The organism is Paenibacillus sp. IHB B 3415 (genome assembly GCF_000802655.2).
Classification (GTDB): domain Bacteria; phylum Bacillota; class Bacilli; order Paenibacillales; family Paenibacillaceae; genus Paenibacillus_AQ; species Paenibacillus_AQ phytohabitans.
This window is the reverse complement of record NZ_JUEI01000020.1, coordinates 44,185-69,271: the sequence shown is the minus strand read 5'-3', so window position 1 is coordinate 69,271 and position 25,087 is coordinate 44,185. Positions and strand designations below refer to the sequence as shown.

Genomic DNA, 25,087 nt, shown 5'->3' with positions numbered 1-25,087 from the left:
CCTAAATCAACCCCATCGCTCTTGCCACAAGCACCGCTGCTTCCGCCCGCGTGGCCTGTGACTTCGGAGCAAAATTGCCTGAGCTCCGGCCTTCGATGAAGCCTCCTTCTGCCATGAGGTTCACCGCATCCAGGGCAAACGCGGAGATTAGCGGTGTGTCGCTGAAGTTGACGGCTTCATGATGCTTCGGCAGTTCTTCTCCCGCCGCTTTCAAAACACGGACGGTGATGACCGCCATTTCTTCCCGGGTAATGCTGCGGCCCGCACCGAAGGTACCGTCCCCGTATCCCGTAACAATTCCCAAAGCCTCCGCTGATGCAACCGCATCCGTATACCACTGGCCTGATCTCACATCCTTAAAGGAGGAGCTTTGACCTGCCTGCACTAATTCAAAGGCTTCCATCATCATCTTCAGGAACTCGGCGCGGGATAACGCGCGCCCCGGAGCATAACTATTATTCCCGGTCCCCTGCACAATTTCGCGGGCCGACAAGGCAGTAACGCCATCCTTCGCCCATGAATAGGGCTCCATGTCCTTATAAGAGGATGGAACCGAGACCACCGCATACTTGCTGAAATGTCTGGCGCCAAAGACAAGCCTTCCTGCTGTTCTGTCATATTTGGAATTCCGGATCACCTCCAGACCTCCGTCATCACGCAGGGATGCAGCGACCAGTCCATATACGGATTCATCCGCTTGCGGCGAATAGGGAATCATTACCTTCACCACGCTGCCGTTGGCGAAGACGTTCACACTCTGCCCGTTAACGGAGAGCCCCAATTCATAGACAGGCTTGTTCTTGAGCAGATCCGACAGTGATGCCTGCCATCCGGACCGGTCCGCCTGCCCGACCGACACGGTCAGCTTATCTGTTTCCATCAGGTCACCGGCCGCATCCAGAGGAATTAACAATGAAGCTAATCCGGTCTCAACCGACAGAAACCTGATTCCTTCCCGCTGTGACTTGAGCCAGGCACTGGCCGGAAGCTCCAGCACAAAGGAAGATAACCCTGCGTTCGTCTGCACCTGAATATCCAAGGTGTCCTCCTTGTTCTGGATCGCCTGCTTAAGGGCTTCCTCCAGGCTCTCTTCACTTAGTGTGATTAGCGCTGCTCCCTGATGTACGGCAGGAACAACCTGAATACGGCTTCCATGTACGCTTATTACTGTCTGGACTGGGGCCGGAATGGCGGTCCCCCCTGTATTCCCGCCGTCAACTGGTGAAGCCGGTGGCGGTGACGGCGTTGGCGGTGATTGATCCTCCTCCTTCAGAGTCTTCACCGTATAGTCATTACTTGAAGCCTTGTTACCCGCTTCATCTAAGGCGGTCACCCGGAACGTATAGGACGTATCCGGCAATAACCGGGTGAAGCCATACTCATAGGTATCCCCTGTTACCGTACCATGTACTTCTCCGTTCAGCAGGACCTCATATCCGGCCAACCGCACATTATCAGCCGGGGCATTCCAGCTCAGCTTCAGGGAGTTCGCAGTAATGGAGGAAGCCGTTAATCCGGTCGGTGATGCCGGAAGTACCGGCGGCGTTGGCGAATCTTCATCCATTACAGCCACATTGGCGACTGCCGGCACATCCGTGCCGTAGACCGCGCCGGTTACCGTGAAGCTTCCCACGGAGCTATATTGAACCGGGTCGATATCCTGCCATAGTACAGACAGGGATCTGACCGTCTTATCGCTATATACTGCTTCTACTACCGACGGCAGCTCCGGAGCTGTTCCCACTGCTGTTGTTACTTCCACCTTGTTCAGACTGACAATGATTGCTTTGACCACCAAATGCTCCATGGCAGCGTGCAAACCGGATGCTGCCGCGTCGATCGAGAATTGGGCCGCATCCGCAGCCAGGTCCAGTGCGGCAGCTTTTGCCGTATCCAGAACTACAAGACTCTCTTCCGTATAGAGGTCACGTTGCACACCTTCGGCCTGCTCTCTCAGATACTCCAGCAGTGTCCGGTCAGCTGTCTTCTGATAGAATTCCAGCTCAGCCACGTTGGCGTTCCCGCTTGGGGAATAATAACGCAGATAGCGGTAAGCTGTATCTTCACTTATGGCAGCCGTATGCCATTCAGCGGTGGTGATACCGTTTATGGTGTATAGATCCGTATAGTGCTCTCCATCTGCAGAGCCCTGAAGAATCGCTCCATTGACCCGGGCGAGATGGGCCTGGGTGCTTCTCGGATAGAATTTGAAGCTGGACAACGCCTTGTCATTGCCAGCTCCCAGATCGGCAACAATCCATCCTGGATTAACCTTGGTATCGGTATACGTAGCCTTGTCGCCGTCGAAGGCCTTCCAGCCGTTGGCAGCTTCGGATAATTTACCGTCCCACGAGATATGAGACGCCTTCACCATCGATTCGGTAACTGCTATTCTCTCTGCTGGCAGCTCCGTGACCGTAACCAGCAGCCGCTCCGCCTGGAACAGCTCATTAAGCAAGGCCAGCATATCTGCGCCTTGATCTCCGGCAGCTTCCACAATCCGGTCCGCCTCTTGCTTGTACTGGTAGTAGCTGAGCCGGGTATATCCCTCAGGCCCTTTCACCTTCGCCTCAAGGGCCGCGGCTGGAATACTATATTCGCCGTATATTTCTGCTTCAGCTACATTGCCGCTCCATGAAGCAGGGTTAACTATTCTTAGATACCGGTAAGGCTTGCTGTCCTTCATTTGTTCTTCATTAATATAGGTCCAGGATTGGTCAGCCGCCCCAGACACAGCCGGGGTGAGATTACTCCAATTCAGCTCATCATTGGAGCCTTGAATGATCAGGCCGTTCATCCGACTGGCATAACCCGTTCTCGGCAGCAGAATGACGCCGCTGAGCCTGATGGACGCTTCTGGCCCAAAGTCTAGCGTATAATAAGCCCCGTTGCCACCCGCCAAGTCTCCATAGGTTGCGGTGTTGCCGTCAAACAGCAGATAGCCGACCTTGTCCGCAGGCAGACCGTTATTGCCGTATTGGGCACTTGAAGCAGTCACACGGGCCAGCTTCGTGACATCCACATATTTGGATTTATTGACATAGTAGAGCACTGAATTATCCGTAGTGAACAGGGCAGGCGCGGCCGGTAATCCGCCTGCGGTTGTGTAGCTGACAGAGAATTTAATCTTGCCCGCCGGCATAGCACTGTCCATGACTACAGAGGCCGTCCAGTTGACCCGGTCCGTGGTGTGAACGGAGGCTTGCCGACCCTGTAGGGTAACCTCTACACCCTCAATAGGTTCGGTAGATTGGAAGGAAAGGTCCACCCTGCTACCGGTTTCTACCCTGTTCTGAGTACTCTGCGGGGAGCTGAGCGTTACAGACTTCAGCTTGTTATGGGTCTCATGCCGCAGGCCATAGATGCGAAGCTCGGACAATTCGAACATCGTGCTTGACGGCTCGATCATCTGAAGCTTCAGGAAACGGAACTGGCCTTCCTGCTGCGCTTCACCGACCTCCAGAGTCTGCATTGCATCCGATACCGTAGTTACTCCCGGAGTGAGCCGGGTCCAGGACTCCTTGTCATTCGAGCCATATACTGCAGACCCGCCAATCCGCTCAGGGAATCCGGTTCTGACTTGAAGCGCGAAGGCAGTGGCAGATACCTTGAAGTTCTCTCCGAAATCCAGGATATAGCTGAGACTGTCGGCCAGATAATATCCGGCAAAGCTGTCCGGCGCGTTATCGATCAGATTACCGATCTCTGTACCGAATGTGGAAGAAGCTATCGTATCAAAATAACGCATGCTTCCGTCTTTCATCAGGGGTGTCAATTCCTTAAGACCTTGGGCGGCGAGATTCAGCCCGGCCAGCTTCCGGTACATCTCTTCATCGGTTGCGCTTGGCAGCGCATCCGTCACATCATCGATCATGGCCATATATTCCGCCAGTGTCGTGGAGATGTAGCTGGTTTCCGGATCATACCTGCTGGCGGCAGCCTCCACCGCTTCCTGCCTGTTCCTGGCCACTGTAACGGTTACAGCTTTGGCCGTTACAGAGACTCCATCGTCCGCGCTTACGATCAGGGAGTATACTCCCGGCTGCTCCGGCTTCCAGGAGAACTCACCCGTGCTCTCAATAAATACAGACCCGTCAGGTTTAGGGTCCAGCTGATAGGTCACAGTATCGCCTGCGGCTGCATCTTGGGCAGATAGATTAACCTGTAGTGTAGCTCCAGAACCCGTATAGGCAAATGCATTCACATCTGCCGGTCCGGAAGTGAAGACCGGCGGGGTCAATCCGGCTGCCGGCGCCAGCAGCAGATGATCGATGTCGACCAGTGTTCCGGGACCCGTAACCTTGAAATAGATCAAATCGCCCAATCCATGATATTGATCCATGGTCAGCGTTATATATTTCCACTGGCCCTTCGTATCCGGCAGTACCAGCTCCGATTCTGTCCAGCCGTTGACCTCCAGCCTGGCTGTTCCGTTCGTCCGGATGCGGAGGGCAACTGTCTTCAGGCTTGTGCTTGAAGCGACCACAGAAACCCGGCTGCCTGCTTCGGTAGCCTTAACCTGCACGTAGGAAATGTCTCCTTCTTGCCGGGTCACCGCATTGGAATCCAAGCTGGTAGCCCGCTGCTCGATTTCTGTCCAATCTGCACTGGGCGAAACTTCGGGCAAGGTGGATGCCCCTTCGGAAGCCGCTTCCTTCGGGATGAACAGCCAGTAGTCCGCCCCGCCATCGGGTGATTCCCAGTAATACGGCGTACGCTTATTGAACATTTCGGCATAGTATGGAGCTTCCTTCTCTATATCCAGCCCCATGCTGTATTTATAATAATAATATTGTCCGTATACATTGCCGCCGATCCGCCCCCGGTATGCACCGGACAGCACTTTATAAATCACCGGATTGCCCTCCGCATCGTAGCGTGCCACCACGGGTGTCCAGGGTGTGTCATAGCCCAGCATATATTGGGCGAAGTAATCGGCTGCCTTCAGAATCCGGTTGCCCAGGAAGGCGTAAGCGGTTACAGCATTATCCGCAGTGGACAACGTTCCATCCACCGGATCAACCTTCGTGCCCTGGGCATCCAGTAACCGTCCCAGAATCTCCACATTGGTAAGATCTCCAGCGCCGTGAGCCTGGTCCCGGCCCATCTCCACATGCTGAACTCTTGGCGTCTCCAGCTGCTCACCGGTTACGGCATCTTCCGTGACCAGCCGGAACAGCTGCCGGATCGCACCGTTCTGGCCCTGATCCACGGCAGTCTTATTAACCGTAAACCATTCAACGCCTTCCTTATACCGGTCCGTATTGTCTGTGAAGATATAACCGGACATCGCGCCGAGCAGCGGATACAAATGCTGGTTCATGAAATAGTTATTGCCGTGCAGAAAGGTCTCCGTCATCGGCACAATCAGATTGGATGTGAACTTGGCGGTATCCGCTTCCGTCCAGCTTAGCGCCCCGTTCCGGGCAACGGTGTACCGGAGAATCTCCGCCGCGGTCACCATCCGGTTCAGCGGAATGCCCATATGGATATGAGAGTCTGTAAAATACGTATACTGGGCCGGGTCCATCTGCTCCCAGATCCGGATAACAGCCATCGCATTGGCTCGGTAAACTTCATCTCCGGTAATATAATACATAAGAGCTTGCGTATACGCACTTAACCCGTCTGTAACGAATGCTCCTTTGCTGTTCACGGCAACGCTTTTCGGCTTGGCCGGATCTGCCGCGCTGGCCAGGTTTGATGTAACGGTTCTGGAAGCATACGACGACTTCGTCATGGCCGCATAATACGAAACCCAGGGCTCCTGCCCCGCGATCACCTGCTCGCGCATATTTTCCAGAACAGACTTGGTCACTCCCACCCCGGGATGGGTAAACCCGCCTCTGACCGTCTCATGAATAACGACCAGATCACTTGGTTCAGGAATACTGGCCTCCGCCTTAGCCGCAGGCAGGGCAATATCTCCAATCAAGGTTACAGCTAACAGGATGCTTGAGATCATAATGACAAACGCTTTCGATAACAGGGATTTCCGGATGCTCATATCCAACCTCCTTTTGAATGAATAACTTTGTGTTCTACTATCCAATTCCTCACGGAAACACGGCTCATCATAGCAAATTCTCTGCCTGCTATCTATTGCAAATTCTCTTGTTTTCTTATGTTATCATTCAAACTTTAACGAAAGCTCCAATCCCCCCGCAGGAAAGATCCGGACTATGAAAAGCATTAATTAATGCACTATTTCTAATATAATTGGAATTTATTCCCGGACAGAATTGGGCTATAGTACTGGATGGAAGCGATTCCATAATAAGAAGGAGAGCTGATACATGAAAAAATTTATGATGATCCTGTTCATCCTCACCCTTGCAGCCGGTATAACCGGACTCGTGCCGGTGAAGAAAGCGGACGCGGCAGGCGCATTTGCACATCCGGGCCTGCTCCATTCGCAGGCGGACTTCGACCGCATGAGGCAGATGGTGAATGCCGGAACCCAGCCGGTTCTGGATGGGTGGAACCAACTGGTGAACAGCCCGCTGTCGCAAGCCGGCTGGACCCCGCAGGCAACCGCCACGATTATCCGCGGCGGCACGGGAGATAATGTGGCTCTGCTCTATAAGGATACAGCCCGCGCTTACCAGAATGCCCTGCGCTGGAAGATCAGCGGAAGCACGGCCAACGGAGACACCGCGCGCGATATTCTGAACGCCTGGTCTTCCACCCTTACTGCCGTCTCGGGCAATGCGGACCGTTATCTGGCTTCCGGCCTGTATGGCTATGAACTGGCCAATGCAGCCGAACTCATGCGGGATTATCCCGGCTTTAATCTAACGCAGATGCAGGATATGCTGATCAATGTCTTCTATAAACCGCTGAATGAACGTTTCCTGATCGGCAATGAATACGGCCAGGACCACAATGACGCCTACATCCAGAATTACTGGGCCAACTGGGATCTGGCTAATATGGCTTCGACTGTGGCTATCGGGATCTTCTGCGACCGCGCGGATATCTACAATATTGGAGTTGAATATTACAAGCATGGGGCCGGCAACGGCTCGATTTATAACGCAATTCCATTCCTTCATCCTAACGGACTGGCCCAGTGGCAGGAATCCGGGCGTGACCAGGCGCATACCCAGCTTGGCGTCGGTCTGATGGCTGTGATTAACGAAATGGCCTGGCATCAGGGCGATGATCTGTACGGATGGGCGAACAACCGCTTCCTGCGGGCCGCCGAATATGTAGCCAAATACAATAACGGAGCAGATGTGCCGTTTGCTGCCTATGAGTGGGGCACGGGTACGAACGGCAGCGTCCAGTCCCAGACCGTTGTCTCCGATGCCAGCCGCAATGAACCCCGCCCCATCTGGGAAATGATCTACAATCATTATGCCAACCGGAAAGGAATCGCAGTCCCCAATATTGCCGCCCGCGCCGCACTGGCAAGACCGGAAGGAGGCGCCAATACGCAGTACCCCTCCACCTTTGACCAGCTTGGATTCGGAACACTGCTCTATACCCGCCCGGCTGGCTCCGGGGAATCAGCCTCTCTTCCCGGAGGCAATATTCCGGATGGTACTTACCGCTTCTCCGTCCGTTTGGATGGCAAGGCTATGGAAGCCGCGGGTACGGCGAACAACTCTCCGGTACGGAAATCAACCTATACTGGAGCAGTCAGCCAGCAATGGACCGTAACCCATCTTGGCGGCGGCCAGTACAGCATTAAGAATGTGCAGAGCGGGCTATTCCTCGAGGTCGCAAGCGGCTCTCTGGACCATGGAGCCAAATTCCAAGTATACTCCGGCAATGGTGGAGACCATCAGAAGTTCGCTTTCATCCCTACGGGCAGCGGATACTACCGGATTACCCCTGTGCATTCCAATAAGCCAGCCGATGTAGTCAACGCCTCAACTAGTGAAGCCACCCTGATTGATCAATGGCGGTACACGCTCGGTAGCCACCAGCAATGGAGACTCGAACCCGTCTCCGTGAATGTCCGCCTGCAGTCGTATAACTATCCGGACCGCTTCATCAGGCACAGCAGCTACCGCGCCCGGATAGATGCCGGCGTCTCCCCTGCCCAGGATTCACAATTCAAGATGGTTGCCGGCCTGGCCAATGCGGGTGGTGTATCATTCGAGTCTGTCAATTACCCGGGACGGTTCCTGCGGGTCCGTTCCAACGGGGAGGTATGGCTGGACCAGAACGATAGCACAGCAGCCTTTAACAATGAAGCGACCTTCCGCCGTGTGGCCGGCTTGGCCGACCCGCAGAAGTCCTCTTATCAGATGTGGGCAGACCAGACCAAATACCTTCGCCACGCTAATTATCTTTTATTCGCGCAGGCCGAGTCCGGCTCTGCGTTCAGCGCAGACGCTACCTTTACAGAGGTCACTCCTTAAGCCGGTTTGTTGCAAATTTATCCTAATGGCTGGCTCAAAAGCAGATTTTCTACAAGCGGAAAAAGAGCAGCGCTTCCCCTGTTATTGGAGGAGCACTGCTCTATGTTTTTGGTATATCCCCGCTTAAACAGCGGAGAGGACGGACTGATTGTGTAAAAGCGGCAGCGGTCGCCTTTGCCCCCGGATTTTCACCGCTAAGGAGAATCAATAAAATCTGGGGGCAACAGCGATTGGAACAACAGTCCGTTCGTGGAGCGTCCATCCAAGTGCTGACGTTGATCCTTCTCAAGAATTAGAGCAGTCCCAACCCTTACAACACCTTTATCCCATGAGCATGCTTCCCGATGATGACATACGGCTCCTCCAATTGAAAGGCGCTGCCATTCACGGTTACATTCTCAAAAGTAACGTCCTGGACAACCCGTGCATCGTCGTACCCCTCAATATGTGAAGGGTTCGTGCAGGTACCGTTAAAGTGAATGTTCCTGAAGGTGATCTGTTCGATCCGCTTGCCGGGAGCCGGGTTATATTTCTCGTTCTGCAATACCCGCAGATTGAACAATTCACCAAGCTCAAACGATTCAATCCGGATATCCTCGTATGTTACGCTGCGGACGGTATTGTTATCCCCTGCGTTTATCGCCAGACAGCCCCAGTAATCAGGCTGGGGCTCATGATGCTCCAGAATATCAAGCTCCGTGAACCGGATATTCTCAATCACATCGCCTTTCCCGTCATAATCGCCATGCGTACCGATATTGACCGGGTGGGCGACATCCGCCCACAGAATGGAGCCGCTGACCGAGACATCCCGTGTATCGCCCCGGAATTCGCCGCGTGAAGCATACACCGCAATACAGTCATCAGATGTGCGGAGGAAACCTCCTTCAATGGTGACCTGTTTGCAGGCCATCATATCGATACCGTCACACCAGCCGCGCGTACTGAACGATTTCAGGTTGCGGATCAGGATATGCTCCGACTGGCCGAGAAGTACGGTGTAGTGCGGGGGATCAATTACGGTTATCCCTTCGATGTGGATATGACTTGAATACTTGATTTCGAAGCCCCGGTAAAAGGTATTCTTCTCATAATCCGACATGTACAGGATGCCCCTGCCTTTAACCGTCACGTCATGAACCCCGTTACACACAAACCCTCCGTAAACGACAGCACCTCCCGGAATGTACACCGTGCTGCAGGATGGAAGATTCAGCAGCGGCTCACTCAGCCGGTGAACACCCGGTCTGAAGACAACGGTTCGCTGGGCGCAAGCATCCACAGTATGTTCCAGCTGTTGCTGAAGCTCCTCTGTGTTATGCAGTCCCGGCTCCAGCATCAGAAGCTCACCGCCTTCCATATCCGGCAGCTGCTCTTCCGGCGGATTCGCAAAAATATGAAGATTATGAAACCGTTCGCCATTGACTTCAACCGACAGCAGCTTGGGCCCGTCTATAGTGAACGACAAGCTCCGTCCGCCTATGTCAGCATGTAAACCGGCTGATAGCGGCCGGATCACAGCCTCGCGGACCGTCTCAGGATGATACTCCACTTCAATGTCAACCGTTCCCGAGCAATCGAACATGACCATAGATGCGTTCCGTACATTATGCATATCCACTTTGACGTTGTAGCTGAAGAGCGGCTTCCACTCCTCACCCGGCGTCCGGACGCGGACAGAGAAATCCGGGTTGTGCACGGCACCCTCCGGTGCCGCATAGACATGAATCCAATTTTCAGATAGCAATATTCCCACTCCTGTCAGTAATGATGAAACCGGCCATGTTTAGCATGTCTCCATGTCTGCACAGCCGGTCATGAATTCGTGCGTGTAATAGATTTATTTGCTGCGCTCTTCGTAGATCTTCTGGGCTTCATCAAGCTCCGCTTGTCCGCCTGACTTCAGCCACTGGGCTTTGAAATCATCGAATGCCTTGTCCGTGTCTGCTTCTCCTGTGATAGCTTTAATATAAAACTGGGTCTGAAGCGTATTCAGAATCGTCTCATATTGCGCCTTTGTCGTCATAACAGTCGATTGCATCAGGTCTGTCAGCACAGTGAGTCCGTCGATTTTGGTGTGCTGGTCACGGAAGGCAATTTTGTCAGCAGAGAAATGATATTTGGTCATCGCTTCCACCTTGCCGCCAAGCGGATTATAGAAGCCTACACCTAATGCGGCCAAGGTCTCCGCAGGATTCTCAATAGCAACGGCCAAATCGCCCTCCAGATTATACGTTACCCCTTCCTTGCCGAAAGTGGTGGTCAGATAGCCTTCTGCATCCGTTGCGGCATATTCCAGAATCTCCAGAATTCTCTGTCTCTTCTGATCTTCCTTCTCAAGCTGAACGCCGAAGAAGATGGGAGGCTGCAAGGCGCCATTGGAGAATGCATACTTCTTGCCGTCCGGCCCGGTAAGCGGAGTCCCCGGAACCAGCTCAATTCCCTTATCTGTCGATACCTGTCCGAAGTAGCCGTCTTTATACAGATGATGCCACATGCCGGTATCGAACATTCCTGTACGCAGGCTGATGAACTTGTTCTGAATGGAGCCGTTGTCGTCCGTAACGAATTCCGGATCAATAATTCCCGCCTCGAACCATTTGTTCAGAAGTGCCAATCCTTGTCTGGCTCCCTCCGTAATCGCACCGTATTCCACTTTACCGTCCGAACCCAGTTTGAACTGGAACGGGTTCACACCGTAAGCGGCAAAGATGGGATTAAACATCTGCATTTGCGCATCTTTACCGCGTCCGGACATCCCGAAGGTATCCTTCTTGCCGTTGCCGTCCGGATCGCCATTCGTGAACTTGGTCAATACATCTTCCAGCTCCGTCAGATCTTTGGGAGCCTCGCTATAACCAATCGCTTTCAGCCATTGTCCGTTATACCCCGGCATGAAGCCTGTGCTGCCGTTGGACCATACCTTTGGAACTCCCCAGTTCTTGCCGTTATAGCTCCCGGCATCCCATGCCTTGGGATCAACACTCTCCACGTCTGCCACATATTTGGGCATATAAGTCTTAATATCCTCCACCGGAATGCTGGCGATTACGCCCTGATCCGCCCATTGCACCATGTCCCCGACACTTCCATCGACAGCCAGAACATCCGGTATGTTGCCGGAGGCAAGCATGACCCCAAGCTGTTCTTTCCAGGTTGCCGTTTCAAATTTCACATTTTTAATTTTGACGTTGAATTTCTGCTCAATGAATTTCTGCACATAGTTATTGTCGGCTTCCGGCGCGTTCCAGTTGTTCGCCCAAGTGATTTCAATCGGCGCTTCCGTTCCCGGATTCGCCGGAGCATTGGATGAAGAAGTACTATTATCCCCGTCATTGCTGCACCCGCTGGCTAGCAAAGATGTGGACAGCAGCAATGCTGCCATGCCGGTCAACCATGTCTTTGTTTTCATTTTTCTAATATCCTCCCTTTTTTCCTTTGGTGCTTGTTATTTAAACAATACTGCCTGTTTAGCAGATTGAGTACAACCTGTTACCCTTTGAGCGAGCCTACCATTGTACCTTTGACGAAATACTTTTGCAGGAACGGATAGACAATGATAATCGGCAGAGCCGTGAACATCAGGGTGGCCGCCTTAATAGGCTCCTGATATCCCAAAGCCGTGTTTGTTGTATTGGAGGCGTACATGGAAAGGTCCTCGCCTGTGATCACAACTCTCCGCAAAAAGGTGGTCAAGACCTGCTTGTTAGGGTCCTGAATATAGAGCACGGCATCAAACCAGGCGTTCCAGTGTCCAACCGCCGACCATAGAGACAGCGTAGCCAGAACCGGCAGAGACAGCGGCAATACAATCTGGAAAAGAATCCGCAAATCGTTCGCTCCGTCTATTTTGGCTGAATCCTCAAGCTCATCCGGGATCGCCTGGAAGAAATTGCGCAGAATGAGCATGGAGAAGGTGCTGACCAGCCCCGGCAATATGTATACTGCACGGGTATCCAGCAGCCCAAGGTTCTTAATCAGGAAGTAGGTTGGAATCAGTCCGCCGCCGAAGAACATCGTAAATACGATCAGGAGCGTGAACACATTACGGTGGGGCAGATATCTTCTCGACAGGGGATAAGCTCCCATGGACATGAAGAGAACGGAGCATACCGTACCCACTACGGTTCTGAAGACTGTATTGCCGAAGCCGATCCAGATATCAGTTTTCCCGAGTACCCGCTCCCATGCATACAAGGATACCTGCTTCGGATACAGGTGGATGCCCAGTCTTAACGACTCTGCGGGACTGCTGAACGAGATCGACAGCATATGAACGAATGGATATAACATGATAATGCAGAGAATAACCATGAATGTAATCAGAAAGATTTGAAACAGCGTACTCCCTTTGCCTTGTCTCACTGCCTGGTGCTCCTTTCAAATTAGAATAATCCGTCTTGCCCCAGCTTCTTCGAGATATAGTTGGTGAACAGCACCAGCATAAAAGCGATCACATTCTTAAATAGTCCTACCGCTGTCGTCAGACTGAATTGAAAATTCTGCAAGCCTACCCGGTACACATAGGTATCCAGAATATCAGCCACTTCATAGGTTGCCGGCGAATACAGGTTCAGAATCTGGTCGAAGCCTGCATCGAGTATTCCGCCCATCCGCAGGATAAGCATCAGCACAATAACGGGCAGGATGGACGGCAGCGTGATTTTGAGGGTTTGCTTCCACCTGCTCGCCCCGTCCATGACAGCAGCCTCATATAAATCGGGGGAAACCCCTGTTAGTGCGGCCAGATAGATGATCGTTCCCCAGCCTACTTCCTTCCAGATCGCCGAGGTCACCAGTGTAAATCTGAAATAATGAGGATCGCCCAGGAAATAAACCGGCTCAAGTCCGACCATTGTAATCAGATAATTCACCACTCCCGTGGACGGAGAGAGTAAGGTGATCAGAATCCCGCCCAGAATGACCCAGGAGAAGAAATGGGGCAGATAGGTAAGGGATTGGGCGACCTTCTTAAATTTGGACGACCGGATTTCATTAATCATCAGCGCAAGAATGATCGGCGCGGGGAAACCGAATACAATATGATAGATACTGATGACAACCGTATTCTCCAGAATTTTGAAGAAGTCAGGTGATTGCAGGAACAGAAATTTGAAATGCTTCAGTCCGACCCAGGGGCTCCCCCAGATTCCATCCATAATCCGAAAATCCTTGAATGCCAGCTGAATTCCATACAAAGGCGAGTATGCGAATACGGCGTACCAGATCAGTACGGGTGTAAGTAATAGAAAGAGATACCTGCATTTTTTATATTCTTTCCATACTGCTGCGATCTTTGAGGTTTTCCTCCCGGGCCGGGTTTTCCCGTCCGAAGTGACTAGCGAGGTCATTACAGTTGCTCCTTTCCAAAATAGGCAAACTCGGTATATTCATAATGTGCCGCTCACAAATGTAAGTTTAGATTTATGGAAGCGCTTTTTCTAGTTCAACTTCATTCAATTCCTTATACTTTCTTTCGTTTTGCCGCCTGCAGAAGTTCAATTATGTAAGCCGTTATCCACTTTTATCTGCAAAAAAAAGCCCAGACTGTATAAACAGCCGGGCCTGATCCGAAAAGAGCATTCAATTCTCCAAAGTGATCCAATCCGCGTGGTCCTTATGCGATTTCCGGTATTGGACAGGGGTGACGCCGTACCGGGCTTTGAATTTGCTGTGAAAATATTGCGGATTACGGTAGCCGACCTGCTCGGCAATCACCGCGATAGACAGCCGCGAATCTGCAATCAGCAGCTCAGCGGCCTTCTCCAGTCTCAGCTTCGTTACATATTCGGTGAACGGGGTTTTGGTTACTTCACTGAATAAGGTGGAGATATAAGCCGGTGCCAGCGAGACTTCCCTCGACAGAATCTGCAGCGATAAGTCCTCATGCAGGTGACTGGATATGAAGGCCTTTAATGTACGGATGACCTCCGCATGGGCATGATTGCCTTCAGCATTCATCAGTTCTGTAATTTCTGTACACAGCTTCCGGATGCTTGTCATCGTTTCGTACAGGGTATCCTTCTTCAGCTCCTCAAACAGATTGGAATACGGAAGCAGATGCTGCAGCTTCAGCTCAATCACACATTGGTAGAGTCGGGCAATCAGCTGGAGCACGGCCAGCTCTGCGGCATCAATCTGCACCTCCTCTTTATGCAGCGCCGAGACAAAGGTATCGAGGAAATCATTCACTCCCTTAAGGTCTCCTGCCTTCAGTGCATTGCTGTAATGCTCAAAATTGAAGAACATAGGCTCCGCATTCAGGGACTGCGTCTTGTGATATGAAATAACCGTGTGCCTGCCATAGATAAAATGATACCGGCTGGCCTGCTGCGCCGTCTGGTAGGAATCCGGGATGTCCTCAGCAGAGTGCACCTTCCGGCCGATGGCCGCCTGAAAGGTACAGCCTTCGCCGGATATCCGCTGCAGCCCCTGCAGATCATTGATAAGAATGGACGGTTCAAATTCGCAGTCCTGTTCCAGGTAATACAGAATGACCGCCTCTCTTGCATTGAGAGAGATGAATTCTCCCGGAAGCGTGCTGTAGAGCTCATACCTGGCTTTTAACCCCTCCGGCTCCCCTGCGGTAAGCTGAAGGTAGGCTGCGCAATAAGCGGTATCCGGCAGTACTCTCTCCTGATGCTCCTCGCTCTGGCTGACCCCCAGCAGCAGATTGATAAGCTCACTCTTCCTCGCCTGGGACTCCAGATCCACAATCTTGTCTTTCATTAAGGAAAAGGTATCCCCGATAATCATATACTCATTCCCGCGGGAGCCATGTGAATGCGCCGGCTGGAAGCTGCCGATTTTGGCCATCAGCTGTTTAATGGGAATATAGAGCTGCTTGGAGAACAGGAACGAGATAAGTAGTCCGAACAGAATAATAACGGCCGAGGCGGTATACAGCCCAGTTTTTAGATGCTCGGTGAAGAGTTCTACGGTGTTGGTCGGCCGGTACATCGCATAGGTCCATTGATGAGCCGAATGAACGGATGGAAGCTGTGATAAGACTCCCGGCACTCCGCCCTCCTTAATCCTTCTTTCCTGGGCAGATCCGGAACCAAGCGCTTCCTGCAAAAGCTCATCGATTCTGCTGTTCTCACCACCGGCTGAGAACAGCACATGATCCGCTCCATCCAACACCAGCAGCTTATCTTCCGGAGAACTGAGCATCGGCGCCACAACGGTCTGCAGATAATTCACGCCTACATCGATGATGAAATACCCCGCTGCCTTCACGCTCGGCAATTGATAAGGAAGCTTCATCACATAGCTGATAACCTGCTCGCCGTTTGCGTTGGTCCGGACTGTCCATTGTTTCAAAGGCATATGGGCGATTTTCCAGTAGAATCCCGATTCCAGCGAATTGGCTGTTTTCATATAAAACTTGTCTGCATCCACCACATAATCATTCCCTGGGAAATATACCGCCACATTGGTGACACCCGTATTCTCCACCTTGAAGAACTCCAGATCATTATTAAAGGAAGCCGCCCGGCTCAGATTCCCCTTCCAGCCCCCATACAGCAGCTGGCTCAGGTTGGCATTGCTTTGGATAAAATTGATGGATAAGGCCTTGTTCTGCAGGTTATCCTCATATTTTTTGAGCAGTGTCTGTTCAATAAACGTCTGAACGGCATTCAGCCGGGTGACACTGTCTTTAGCAATTTCCTGATCCATCATACGGTTGGCCTGGGTATACCAGTAGCCGCCCATCGCACTGATTAGAACAACAGAAAGAATGGTATAGGATAAAACCAGGTGATTGAATATGGTTTTTTTATAACCGTATTTGTTCATGCTGCTCCCCCTTTTCTCTGTATACCCGCTTACTTTTTGGCACCCGCTAAATAAAACGCTTTCATAAATAACCTCCAATAACCTCTAAGGAAGCAAGCTTCCTGCACTCTCTTCATGATACCAGCTTTTTAAATTTCTTTACTATTATAAAATCTTTCGATTTATTCATTTTATTTGCGAAAACGGGCTTTTCTGCGAATAAGCTATCAGGTGAAACATATAACTTCTTATATTTCAAGAATAAAATCGCCCGGAAGGCGAATCAAGTGGCACATCAAAAGTAAATTAACTATCCGGTGAGATCAGAAGGATTTATCCCTTTGTTTTTCCCGTACAGCCCATGTTCAAATGAATCAAAGGAATTCATACCCCATTTGGCTCATCTGCCTATCGTTAGCACATTGTATTCGGTTTTTCGCATACATTTGGCTCCACTACCCTATCATTGGCACATTGTATTCGGTTTTTCGCATACATTTGGCTCATCAGCCTATCGTTAGCACATTGTATTCGGTTTTTCGCATACATTTGGCTCATCTGCCTATCATTGGCACATTGTATTCGGTTTTTCGCATACATTTGGCATGAAAGTTATCCACAACAGACGAATATCATAATTTCCTATATAACAAAAAAAGCGGTATCTGACTGCACTTCCCTGTCAGACACCGCTTTACCATTTTATCATTCTATACCTCAAACCTCAAACTGAACACTTGACCCTTCCGGTCCCACATAATCGATGACCGTCCGGTTAATGGCCAGATCAATATGCAGCGTGCAGCGCAGATCTCCCTTGGTCCACTGCAGCCGGACCTCATGACTTGCCGATTCCAGTACGCGGAATTCACCGTTAAACGCGCCGTAATCGTTACGGAACCGGATCAGTGCAAGGAGACGCTGGACTACGCCCCTGCCAAGCGCCTGCTTAATCTCGTCTATACTGAAGTTATGACGGTTAATCTCCCGCCCTTCTCCTGTGCGGCGAACCGCTTCGTCATCGTTCTCTCCGGCCAGAAGTCCGGCGTAATACACCTGCGGGATGCCGGGAGCGAAGAACTGGATGGCACGGGCTGCCAGATAAGCGTCATCATCGCTGTTCAGCACGGAGTAGTAGGAGCAGCGGATCTGGTGTACATCGAATCCGTCCTCGGCCTTATGCCCGTCAGAGACAATCAGGCTCAGATTGGCGCCGCGTTCAAGACAAGCATCGACCAGCTTACGTGCTTCCTTCGTGTCTATCAATCCGTCGAGATCGGGCTTGACGGGGATGCCGTCATGACAGTCCAGCATCGTGAACTGCTTCGCAGGGCGCGTAGTCAGGTATTCCTTCAGCGCTTCCGCATTTTTGTTGACGAGGGTATCAAGGATGCGGTAAGGCAGAATGAAATCATAGATCCAGAACCCGCGCTCCGCCAGTTTATATTGAATGCTGTAGTGGGAATGAACCTCCGGCAGCAGCTCGATATCCAGCGAATCGGCCAGCTCCCTGATCCAGTCCAGGAACCCGTAGATCTCAGGCTCAACGAAGAAGCAGCTTGTACCCAGCTTCTTGATGATGTAACCTACAGCATCCAGCCGCACAATCTTTACACCGTTGTTACGGAAATTCCCGAAAATATCCGTCAGCAGCTGCTTTACCTTATCCGAATGTATATCGAGGTCAATTTGTTCCGAGGGATCGGTTTTGCCGAAGGTCGTCCATACCTTCTCCTCTTCACCCGTCTCTCCGATCGTGAAGGTGGAATAGGGCAAGGGGCGGCGGAGAAACATTTTGCCGATATCGGCCTGCACAGGCTGTCCGTCTGCCCAGACCTTGTCGAGTGTCAGGAACAAATCCGCGTACGGTGAGCGTCTTCCCTGTCTCAGGAAATCCTGGAAATACTCAGACTGCCGGGAAATATGATTAACCATCACATCCAGCAGCACATCATGCTTCGCCCCAATCCTCTTAATATCTTCCCAGGAGCCAAATGCAGGCTCGATCTCAAAATAAGTAAGCGGAGCAAAGCCCCGGTCTCCCGAGGAGGGAAACGGGGGAAGGATATGAATCCCGCCCTTGAAAATATCTGAAAAATGCTCATCCAGCACATGGTTTAGGGTCTGCAGGTTCCCGCCCAGCGAGTCGGGATACGTAATCAGCTGCACTTGATTGTGAATTGCCATAACTCTCGCCTCCTAGATTTGATACTTCGTCTTGAATGTCTCAAGTTCCGGCAGCTCTACTACTGCCCCTGTATATTGCAGCTTGTACGCGCTGACTGCCAGCCCGAACTCCAGCGCTTTGCGGACCGGATAGCCCTTGATGAGTGCCGTGTACAAGCCGGACCAGAAGGCATCCCCTGCCCCTGTCGTATCTGTCACCTGCGTAGCCAGCGTACCCATCTTTACCGTTTCCTGCCCGTTTGAGGCGATTACACCGTCTTTGCCCAAAGTCAGAATGACCAGCTTCACTCCCAGGTCCAGGAATTTCTGCAGCTGATTCTCCGGGGTGTCTTTCCCGAACAGCCGCTCGGCATCGTCTTCCGACGGCTTGGCGATATCCACTTGCGGGAGAATCGTTTTTATATACTTAACCCCGTCCTCCCCTTTCTCCCATAGTGCCGGATGGTAATTAGGATCGAAGCAGACAAGAACCCCGTTCCGGCGGGCATCCCGGATCACTTGCTCTAACGCTGATCTCACCGGTTGCCTGGACAGAGGCCAGCAGGAAAAATGGACAATCTTCGTCCGCAGCAGGGCTGAGCGCAGCTCCTCGGTGTAGGTGAGCCGGTAATCGGCTCCCCGGTAGAAGATCGGGACCGGCGTGGACTTGCTCTTGGTTACGACCACCAGGCTGGTTGCTTCGTTTACATGCTGTACGCAGCTTGTATCCATCCCGGCTCTCCGCAAATGCTCCACCAGAAACAGCCCAAGCCCATCCGTCCCCACCGCAGACGCCACAAGCGGGCGGATGCCCAGCCGCTTGGTATTCATGGCGATATTGGCCGGCGAGCCACCGAAATATCTGTGGTACATGCTGTACTCATAGGAGTCACTGTACCCCTCCGATATCATGTCAATCAGCAATTCCCCGACCGTTAGAAGATCCAGGTCCTTCTCATTAAACTTCAGGCTATGCTCAAAATCAAACATGGGTATTCCCCCATTCATCTATAAATATGGCTTTAGTTCAACAACCCCTGGTTGTGTTTCTTATAGGACATGGGAGAGACTCCCGTTACATTTTTAAACATCTTGGAGAAGTAGAGTGAATCCGTGATCCCGACGGAAGCCGAAATTTCCTGAATGTTAAGGTCGGTCTTCTGCAGCAGCATTTTGGCATTCTGGATGCGGATTTTGCTGATATATTCCGGGATCGACATCCCGGTAATCCGCTTAAAGTAGCGGGAGAGGTAGGAACGGCTATAGTTGACGTGCTTGCACAGCATATCCACATCAATATGCATGTAGTAGTTCTGCTCGATGAACAGAACGGCCTGCTGTACCACGCTTTCAGAGCCTGTCCGTAGGCCCGCCTCGCCGTAATGCTTCGCCCCCTGCTCAACCAGGTGGAAAATATGCAGCAGATAGCTAATGCACAGCAGCTGCCCGTTCCCCGCTTCCGGAAGCTCCTGGATCAGCAGCAGCATTTTATTAATAATGGTATGTGTTGCAATTCCTGCCAGGCAGCAGTGATTAATATCGAGCCCCATCAGATTCAGATAATAGGGAATATGCTGGCCGCCAAAGGAGACCCACATAATCTCCCACGGGTCCTCGGGGTCGGCATAGTAAAAATGCTTTTCTCTGGGAATCAGGATAAACATGTCTCCCTGGTTCTGCATTTTGTTGACATGATCGCCTTGGGTTAAATAGCCCTTGCCGCTGAGGACAAACACCATTTTATAAGTCTCCAGGACGCGCGGGCCTACGACGTGGTCTTTGCCGCACTTCCGGTGACCGGCCCAGGTAATATAGGCAGACTGCTCCATTTGTGTTTTGGTCGGTGTGTAAAAATGCTGTACGATATGCTCTTCCATTTCTGCTTCACCTCAATGAAGTTGCCGTAATTTACGTCACTGTACCGCACCGCTTTTTCTTTGTCAACCGATCCAACTGGAAACAGCTCTGCCGTCCTATCATATCTAAAAGAGCCCCGTAAAGGGGCTCAGCCCGGCAGCAGTCCGGTTACTCGGCACCGGTAACCCACTGCTCCGTGAAGGAGATAAATTTCATCGTGCGGCGGTTGCCGAAGGAATATGCTGCATGCAGACTTCCATCCGCCGCCTGCATGATGCATGGATATTCGTAGCGGCGGTTGCGGATTATATTTTTGTGGCCGCTGAAGCCCTCCCCTGTCTCCACATGACGGCGGTACGGCCACGTTCTGCCCTCATCCTCTGAAATGGCTACAGTAACAGGACAGCGTTCAAACGGCCAGACGGTAATATCCGGCTTGTCATTGAAGCGCAGATCATTGTAAATGATGGCGAGCTTGCCGCTCGCAAGCTTGATGGCGGAGATGCTGGAGTTGTTGTTCGGCAGCTCGGTGCGCACCGGTTCTGTCCAGGTCTCCCCGTTGTCATCCGATTTGGCAAAGTAAATATAATCCGCCGCACGGCTGCGGAAGAGCCCGATCAGCTTCCCTGGCGCCATCTCGATCACGTTGCAGTGCACACGGCCGCGGCTGCCGGGAACCTCGACACTGCGCCAGGTCGCGCCTTCATCGTCGGAGATGTTCATGACCGTAATATCGCTGCCGTTGCGGGTATCATCATTGAAGCAGATCCAGTTCTCGAAGATCCATCTTCCGCTGGAGAGAATCTGAATTTTCTGGCGGCAGAATGAGCCTTCACGCGGGAACATAACCTCCGCCTCCCCCCAGGTATACCCGTTGTCCCTGGAAACCTTGCGGTAAATCTTGGAGGTGTACTGCAGATTGAACTCCGGCGGCTCATCAGCGGTACGGGCCCGCTGGGCCGTGTACATCACCCACAGCTCGCCGTTCGGATGAAGAAACAGGGACGGATTCTGCTCGCTGAAGCCGTTATCGTCTGAAATTCTCACAGCAGGTGTCCAGGCATCCGCCCCGGCGTTCAGACGGGACATCACGATGCTGACATCCGAGTTGCCTTCATCCGAGCCGGCAAACCAGACGCAGAGCAGATCGCCGCCCGGCAGCTCCTGCAGGTCACAGGCATGGCTTGTTTCGAAATCACAGGGCAATAGGGATTCCGCCAAACCGAGGCGGCGGTTGAAATACAGCTTTCCGTCTTCTGTAAGGTCATTTAATTCAATCATAGGATTATTTAACATAATGCACTCCTTTAGTTAAAATATAATATTTTATAGGTTCCATACGATGACTTATCCTTCTATTAAGTGGCTTACTTCACAGAGCCAAGCAGAATCCCTTTCTTGAAGTACTTCTGCACAAACGGATAGATCAGCACAATCGGCACCATCGCTACGAAGATGGCCGCTGCCTTCAGGTTGCCGGGGTTCAGCATAATGCCGTCCTGGATAATCGTGCGGAAGGCCGTATTGGAATCGCCCGAGCTGATGACAAGTCTTTTCAGCATAACCTGAATCGTCTGCAGGTTCGGATTTTGCAGGTAAATGAGCGGCATCAGATACTGGTTCCAGATAAATACGGCATAGAAGACGCCGATTGTGGCCAGAATCGGTTTGGAAATGGGGAGAAAGACGCGGCTCATAACCTGAAAATCGTTGGCGCCGTCGATTTTGGCTGCTTCCTCAAGCTCTGTTGGCAGACCATCCAGGAAGGTCTTGGTAATAATCAGAAATTGTACATTGATCGCATTGGGAATAATCATTACCAGCCAATTGTCCACAAAACCAAGCTTATTCAAGACAATGTAGGCCGGAATAATTCCCGCTTCAAATACCCAGGTGAACACGAACAGGCTCATGATCAGAAAGCGGCCCTTAATTTGCTTGCGGGACAACACATAGGCCGTCATATACGTCAGCATAAGCGCAACAACTGTACCAATCGCCGTATAGATGCCCGAATTCAGCAGCCCGCGGAAAATGCCAAGACTGGAATTCGTCAAAATATATTGATAAGCTTCAAAGTTAGGGTTCTTCGGAAAGAACACGACGTCTCCTGAGGCGATGCTTCTTCCGTCACTGATAGAGAGAAAGAATATATACAGGAAAGGATACGTGCAGACAAGAGCGATCAATAGCAGAAAAATATTATTGCAGATGTCGAACAGACTGATCTTTGTTCTCATCACCCTTCTCCTTTCTCAGAATAGCCGTGTATCGGAATATTTAGTGGACAGCTTGTTGGTTCCGACAACCAGAACGTAAGCAACAAGCGATTTCAGCAGATTGACTGCCGTGCCGTAGCTGTATTCCGGGAATCCTGTGCTGGCAAAGGCCAGGCGGTATACATAAGTCTGAATAACATCAGCCGTCTCATAGACGCTTTGATTGTACATAAGCAAAATCCGGTCCAGATCGACCGTGAAAATGTTGCCGACGCTGATAATCAGCATGATGGCAAGCGTTGGCTTCAAGGAAGGTAGCGTGATGTGAAACATTTGCTGAAAGCGGCTGGCACCGTCCAGTGAAGCGGATTCATAGACGGATGGATCAATAGCTGCCATTGCAGCAATATACACGATTGCCGAATAGCCGAAGGTCTGCCATACCTGGAGCAGTACATAGTTGCTGCGGAACCATCCCGGTTCAGCCATGAAGTAGATAGTGTCCAGGCCAAAACGGGCCAGAATGTCGTTAACCAGGCCGGTCGAAGGCGAGAGCAGCGTGTACAGAATGCTGACCATAACGGCCGAAGAGATGAAATAAGGCAAGAAGCTCAGGGATTGCACGCTTCCTTTAATCCAGCGGACCCGCACCTCGTTCAGCAGCAAGGCGAACAGAATCGGAATGGGAAACGTGAATAGCAGGGAATAGAAAGCGAGAATGAGCGTATTTTTGACAAGGGTCCATATATACGGGTCTTCAAAGATACGCTGAAAATGCTCCAGACCGACAAACGGACTGCCCAGCACCCCGCGAAAAGCGCTGAAATCCTGAAAAGCGATAATCATCCCACCCAGCGGAGCCAGTTTGAACAATACCAGGCTGATCAAACCGGGCAAAAGCATGAGCAGCAGGAGCTTGTTCGTATTCATATAGGCGAGAAAACGGCGCATCCCCGTTTTTCGGGGAAGAGGCGTCATTCTGTCACTTGTTATCACTTTCTCCACCACCCATTTGATCTGAATTTGTACCCTGTATTTAGGTGCCGGGGGGGGGGGGGGGGGGGGGCCGCTGCTGTTGTTTACTTGTACATAGCGTCGTAAGCTTCTTGCTGGATGGCAACAATCTTCTTATACCCTGCCGTTTCCATTTCGCCGAGGAAGGCGTCCCATTCGCTCATTGGGCGTTTGCCGTTGACGAATTCCGTCACCCCTGCGGTAACCGCCTCATTGACCTTGGCGGAAAGATCAGCCAATTGTTTAGCCTGATCAGCCGAGTATGTCACCTGTACACCGGTTTTCAGACTTTCGTCTGTGAACAGCTCCAGTGCAGCATTGCGTACAAGCTCGGTATTCCAGGAGTAGAACGCGTCGTTGTCAATCGGCTTGACGAAGGTGAGACGGTCGTTAAGGAAAGACCAGCGCGGCTCTCCGGCCGGTGTTGCTTCCTGCTCCGTGAAGTCCACCGTGTACTGCTTATTTCCGCCCTCATCTTTATAGCTTTCCCCTTCAACGCCCCATGAAACCAGCGTCTGGCCTTCATCGGAATAGAGATAGTCCAGGAATTTGATAATCGTCTCTGCTTTGTCTTTACTGTCTGCGTTGATAACCATCGCTCTTAGGGTGTTGTATTGGGTTTCCGTTGTCTGTACAGAAGGATTTCCGTTCAGGTCCTTCAGATAAGGCAGGATGGCAATCTTATAGTCCGGATCGTTGTCCGGTCCTCCATTATCCATGAACCAGGATGGACGGGTCAGGTAGTCATAGCTGATGGAGCCTTGTCCTGTCAGCATTTTGGATTCCCAGCTTTCCTCCGTGCCGGAGCCTGCCACCCATTCAGGGTCGATCAAGCCTTCGCTGTAAAGGGTTTTATACCACTCCACCATTTTCTTGTATCCGTCGGAGTACAGGTCAGTGCCTGTTTTGCCGTTGCCATACACCCCTCTGGATATGCCGTCATCGTAGTTCGCGGCTGCATTGAACGCGCTCTGGAAGCGGATATAGCCTTCACGGCCGACCATCGGATAGTAATTCTTATCCTCCTTGCCGTAATACGCTTTCAATTTGCGCATCGCATCGGTCAGCTCGTCAATCGTCTGCGGCGCCTTGGCAATACCGGCCTTCTCGAAATGATCGGCGCGGTAGAAGATGAAATCTGCAAAACGCGGAGCTTCGGCAACCAGTCCGAATATTTGTCCGTCCTTATCGGTAATCAACGTTTTGTAACTGGGGTTCTTCTCGATATAGCTCTTGATATTAGGCCCGAATTCTTCAATATAAGGAGCCAGGTCGACAAACGCGCCTTGGGCGCCGTATACGGTAGCCTGTGAAACAGAAACGATACCTGAATCAGGGAAGGTGCGGCTAATGATTTTCTGGTCCACAGAAGCGTAGTACTCATCATCGTTGGAGCCGCCGGGAATAAATTCAACGGTCGTGCCTGTTGCCGTTTCCACATGCGGATACCACTTGTCTTCCTTCAGCCAGTTGATAAATTTATCATGCATCAAATAAGAAAAGCTGCTGCTTCCTTCCGCCCCGCTGTTGCCGCTGTTAGCGGTATTCGTTTTTGCATTTTGTGAGCAGCCGGCCAGCACAGACCCTGAAGCAAGCAGAGCGGCAAAGACTAAATAAAACGCTTTCTTTTTTCTCATTATTAGTTCCCCCTCGAAGTGTAATTTGAAATACTAAGAGTGT

14 protein-coding genes are annotated in these 25,087 nt (G+C 51.6%); 1 reads left to right on the top strand and 13 read right to left on the bottom strand.

The window, feature by feature from the left end:
- Position 1: 1 nt before the first annotated feature.
- Positions 2-6,007, bottom strand: a complete 6,006-nt coding sequence (locus QW71_RS37925; RefSeq protein WP_052769981.1) for an S-layer homology domain-containing protein — start codon at positions 6,005-6,007, stop codon at positions 2-4.
- A gap of 289 nt (positions 6,008-6,296) precedes the next feature.
- Here QW71_RS37925 and QW71_RS37055 point away from each other — a divergent pair, with 289 nt between their 5' ends.
- Positions 6,297-8,372, top strand: coding sequence for an RICIN domain-containing protein (locus QW71_RS37055; protein WP_152679740.1), 2,076 nt, complete (start codon positions 6,297-6,299; stop codon positions 8,370-8,372).
- 310 nt (positions 8,373-8,682) lie between these two features.
- On the opposite strand, the gene QW71_RS11155 is transcribed toward QW71_RS37055, so the two are convergent.
- From QW71_RS11155 to QW71_RS11100, 12 genes are all read right to left on the bottom strand, one after another.
- On the bottom strand, positions 8,683-10,119 hold the full coding sequence (locus QW71_RS11155; RefSeq protein ID WP_047013734.1) for a glycosyl hydrolase family 28 protein: 1,437 nt from the start codon (positions 10,117-10,119) through the stop codon (positions 8,683-8,685).
- A 93-nt stretch (positions 10,120-10,212) separates the two neighbouring features.
- Positions 10,213-11,784, bottom strand: a complete 1,572-nt coding sequence (locus QW71_RS11150; RefSeq protein WP_039297474.1) for an extracellular solute-binding protein — start codon at positions 11,782-11,784, stop codon at positions 10,213-10,215.
- Positions 11,785-11,864: 80 nt separating this feature from the next.
- Positions 11,865-12,737, bottom strand: coding sequence for a carbohydrate ABC transporter permease (locus QW71_RS11145; protein WP_039297472.1), 873 nt, complete (start codon positions 12,735-12,737; stop codon positions 11,865-11,867).
- 20 nt (positions 12,738-12,757) lie between these two features.
- Positions 12,758-13,531 carry a sugar ABC transporter permease gene (locus QW71_RS11140; RefSeq protein WP_235441444.1) on the bottom strand — a complete coding sequence of 258 codons (774 nt, stop codon included), beginning with the start codon at positions 13,529-13,531 and terminating at the stop codon, positions 12,758-12,760.
- Positions 13,532-13,955: 424 nt separating this feature from the next.
- On the bottom strand, positions 13,956-16,172 hold the full coding sequence (locus tag QW71_RS11135) for a helix-turn-helix domain-containing protein (protein WP_039297466.1): 2,217 nt from the start codon (positions 16,170-16,172) through the stop codon (positions 13,956-13,958).
- A 696-nt stretch (positions 16,173-16,868) separates the two neighbouring features.
- Positions 16,869-18,338, bottom strand: coding sequence for a sucrose phosphorylase (gene gtfA, locus QW71_RS11130; RefSeq protein WP_039297462.1), 1,470 nt, complete (start codon positions 18,336-18,338; stop codon positions 16,869-16,871).
- Positions 18,339-18,350: 12 nt separating this feature from the next.
- Positions 18,351-19,307, bottom strand: a complete 957-nt coding sequence (locus QW71_RS11125; protein ID WP_039297458.1) for a carbohydrate kinase family protein — start codon at positions 19,305-19,307, stop codon at positions 18,351-18,353.
- A gap of 32 nt (positions 19,308-19,339) precedes the next feature.
- Entirely contained in the window at positions 19,340-20,194 is an 855-nt protein-coding gene (locus tag QW71_RS11120) for an AraC family transcriptional regulator (RefSeq protein WP_039297456.1), read from the bottom strand.
- 148 nt (positions 20,195-20,342) lie between these two features.
- The gene (locus tag QW71_RS11115; RefSeq protein WP_200905913.1) at positions 20,343-21,470 is read right to left on the bottom strand and encodes an exo-alpha-sialidase; all 1,128 of its coding nucleotides are present in this window, start codon (positions 21,468-21,470) and stop codon (positions 20,343-20,345) included.
- 71 nt (positions 21,471-21,541) lie between these two features.
- Entirely contained in the window at positions 21,542-22,414 is an 873-nt protein-coding gene (locus QW71_RS11110; protein WP_039297453.1) for a carbohydrate ABC transporter permease, read from the bottom strand.
- A 15-nt stretch (positions 22,415-22,429) separates the two neighbouring features.
- Positions 22,430-23,389, bottom strand: coding sequence for a sugar ABC transporter permease (locus tag QW71_RS11105; protein ID WP_197074269.1), 960 nt, complete (start codon positions 23,387-23,389; stop codon positions 22,430-22,432).
- 83 nt (positions 23,390-23,472) lie between these two features.
- On the bottom strand, positions 23,473-25,044 hold the full coding sequence (locus QW71_RS11100) for an extracellular solute-binding protein (protein ID WP_039297447.1): 1,572 nt from the start codon (positions 25,042-25,044) through the stop codon (positions 23,473-23,475).
- Positions 25,045-25,087 lie beyond the last annotated feature (43 nt).

Excerpts from the sequence above, each read along its gene's own strand:
- QW71_RS11120 (WP_039297456.1), bottom strand. The coding sequence starts at position 20,194 with ATGGAAGAGCATATCGTACAGCATTTTTACACACCGACCAAAACACAA.
- QW71_RS11125 (WP_039297458.1), bottom strand. The coding sequence starts at position 19,307 with ATGTTTGATTTTGAGCATAGCCTGAAGTTTAATGAGAAGGACCTGGAT.
- QW71_RS11115 (WP_200905913.1), bottom strand. The coding sequence starts at position 21,470 with ATGTTAAATAATCCTATGATTGAATTAAATGACCTTACAGAAGACGGA.
- gtfA (WP_039297462.1), bottom strand. The coding sequence starts at position 18,338 with ATGGCAATTCACAATCAAGTGCAGCTGATTACGTATCCCGACTCGCTG.
- QW71_RS11140 (WP_235441444.1), bottom strand. The coding sequence starts at position 13,531 with ATGGATGGAATCTGGGGGAGCCCCTGGGTCGGACTGAAGCATTTCAAA.
- QW71_RS37925 (WP_052769981.1), bottom strand. The coding sequence starts at position 6,007 with ATGAGCATCCGGAAATCCCTGTTATCGAAAGCGTTTGTCATTATGATC.
- QW71_RS11110 (WP_039297453.1), bottom strand. The coding sequence starts at position 22,414 with ATGAGAACAAAGATCAGTCTGTTCGACATCTGCAATAATATTTTTCTG.
- QW71_RS11150 (WP_039297474.1), bottom strand. The coding sequence starts at position 11,784 with ATGAAAACAAAGACATGGTTGACCGGCATGGCAGCATTGCTGCTGTCC.
- QW71_RS11135 (WP_039297466.1), bottom strand. The coding sequence starts at position 16,172 with ATGAACAAATACGGTTATAAAAAAACCATATTCAATCACCTGGTTTTA.
- QW71_RS37055 (WP_152679740.1), top strand. The coding sequence starts at position 6,297 with ATGAAAAAATTTATGATGATCCTGTTCATCCTCACCCTTGCAGCCGGT.
- QW71_RS11100 (WP_039297447.1), bottom strand. The coding sequence starts at position 25,044 with ATGAGAAAAAAGAAAGCGTTTTATTTAGTCTTTGCCGCTCTGCTTGCT.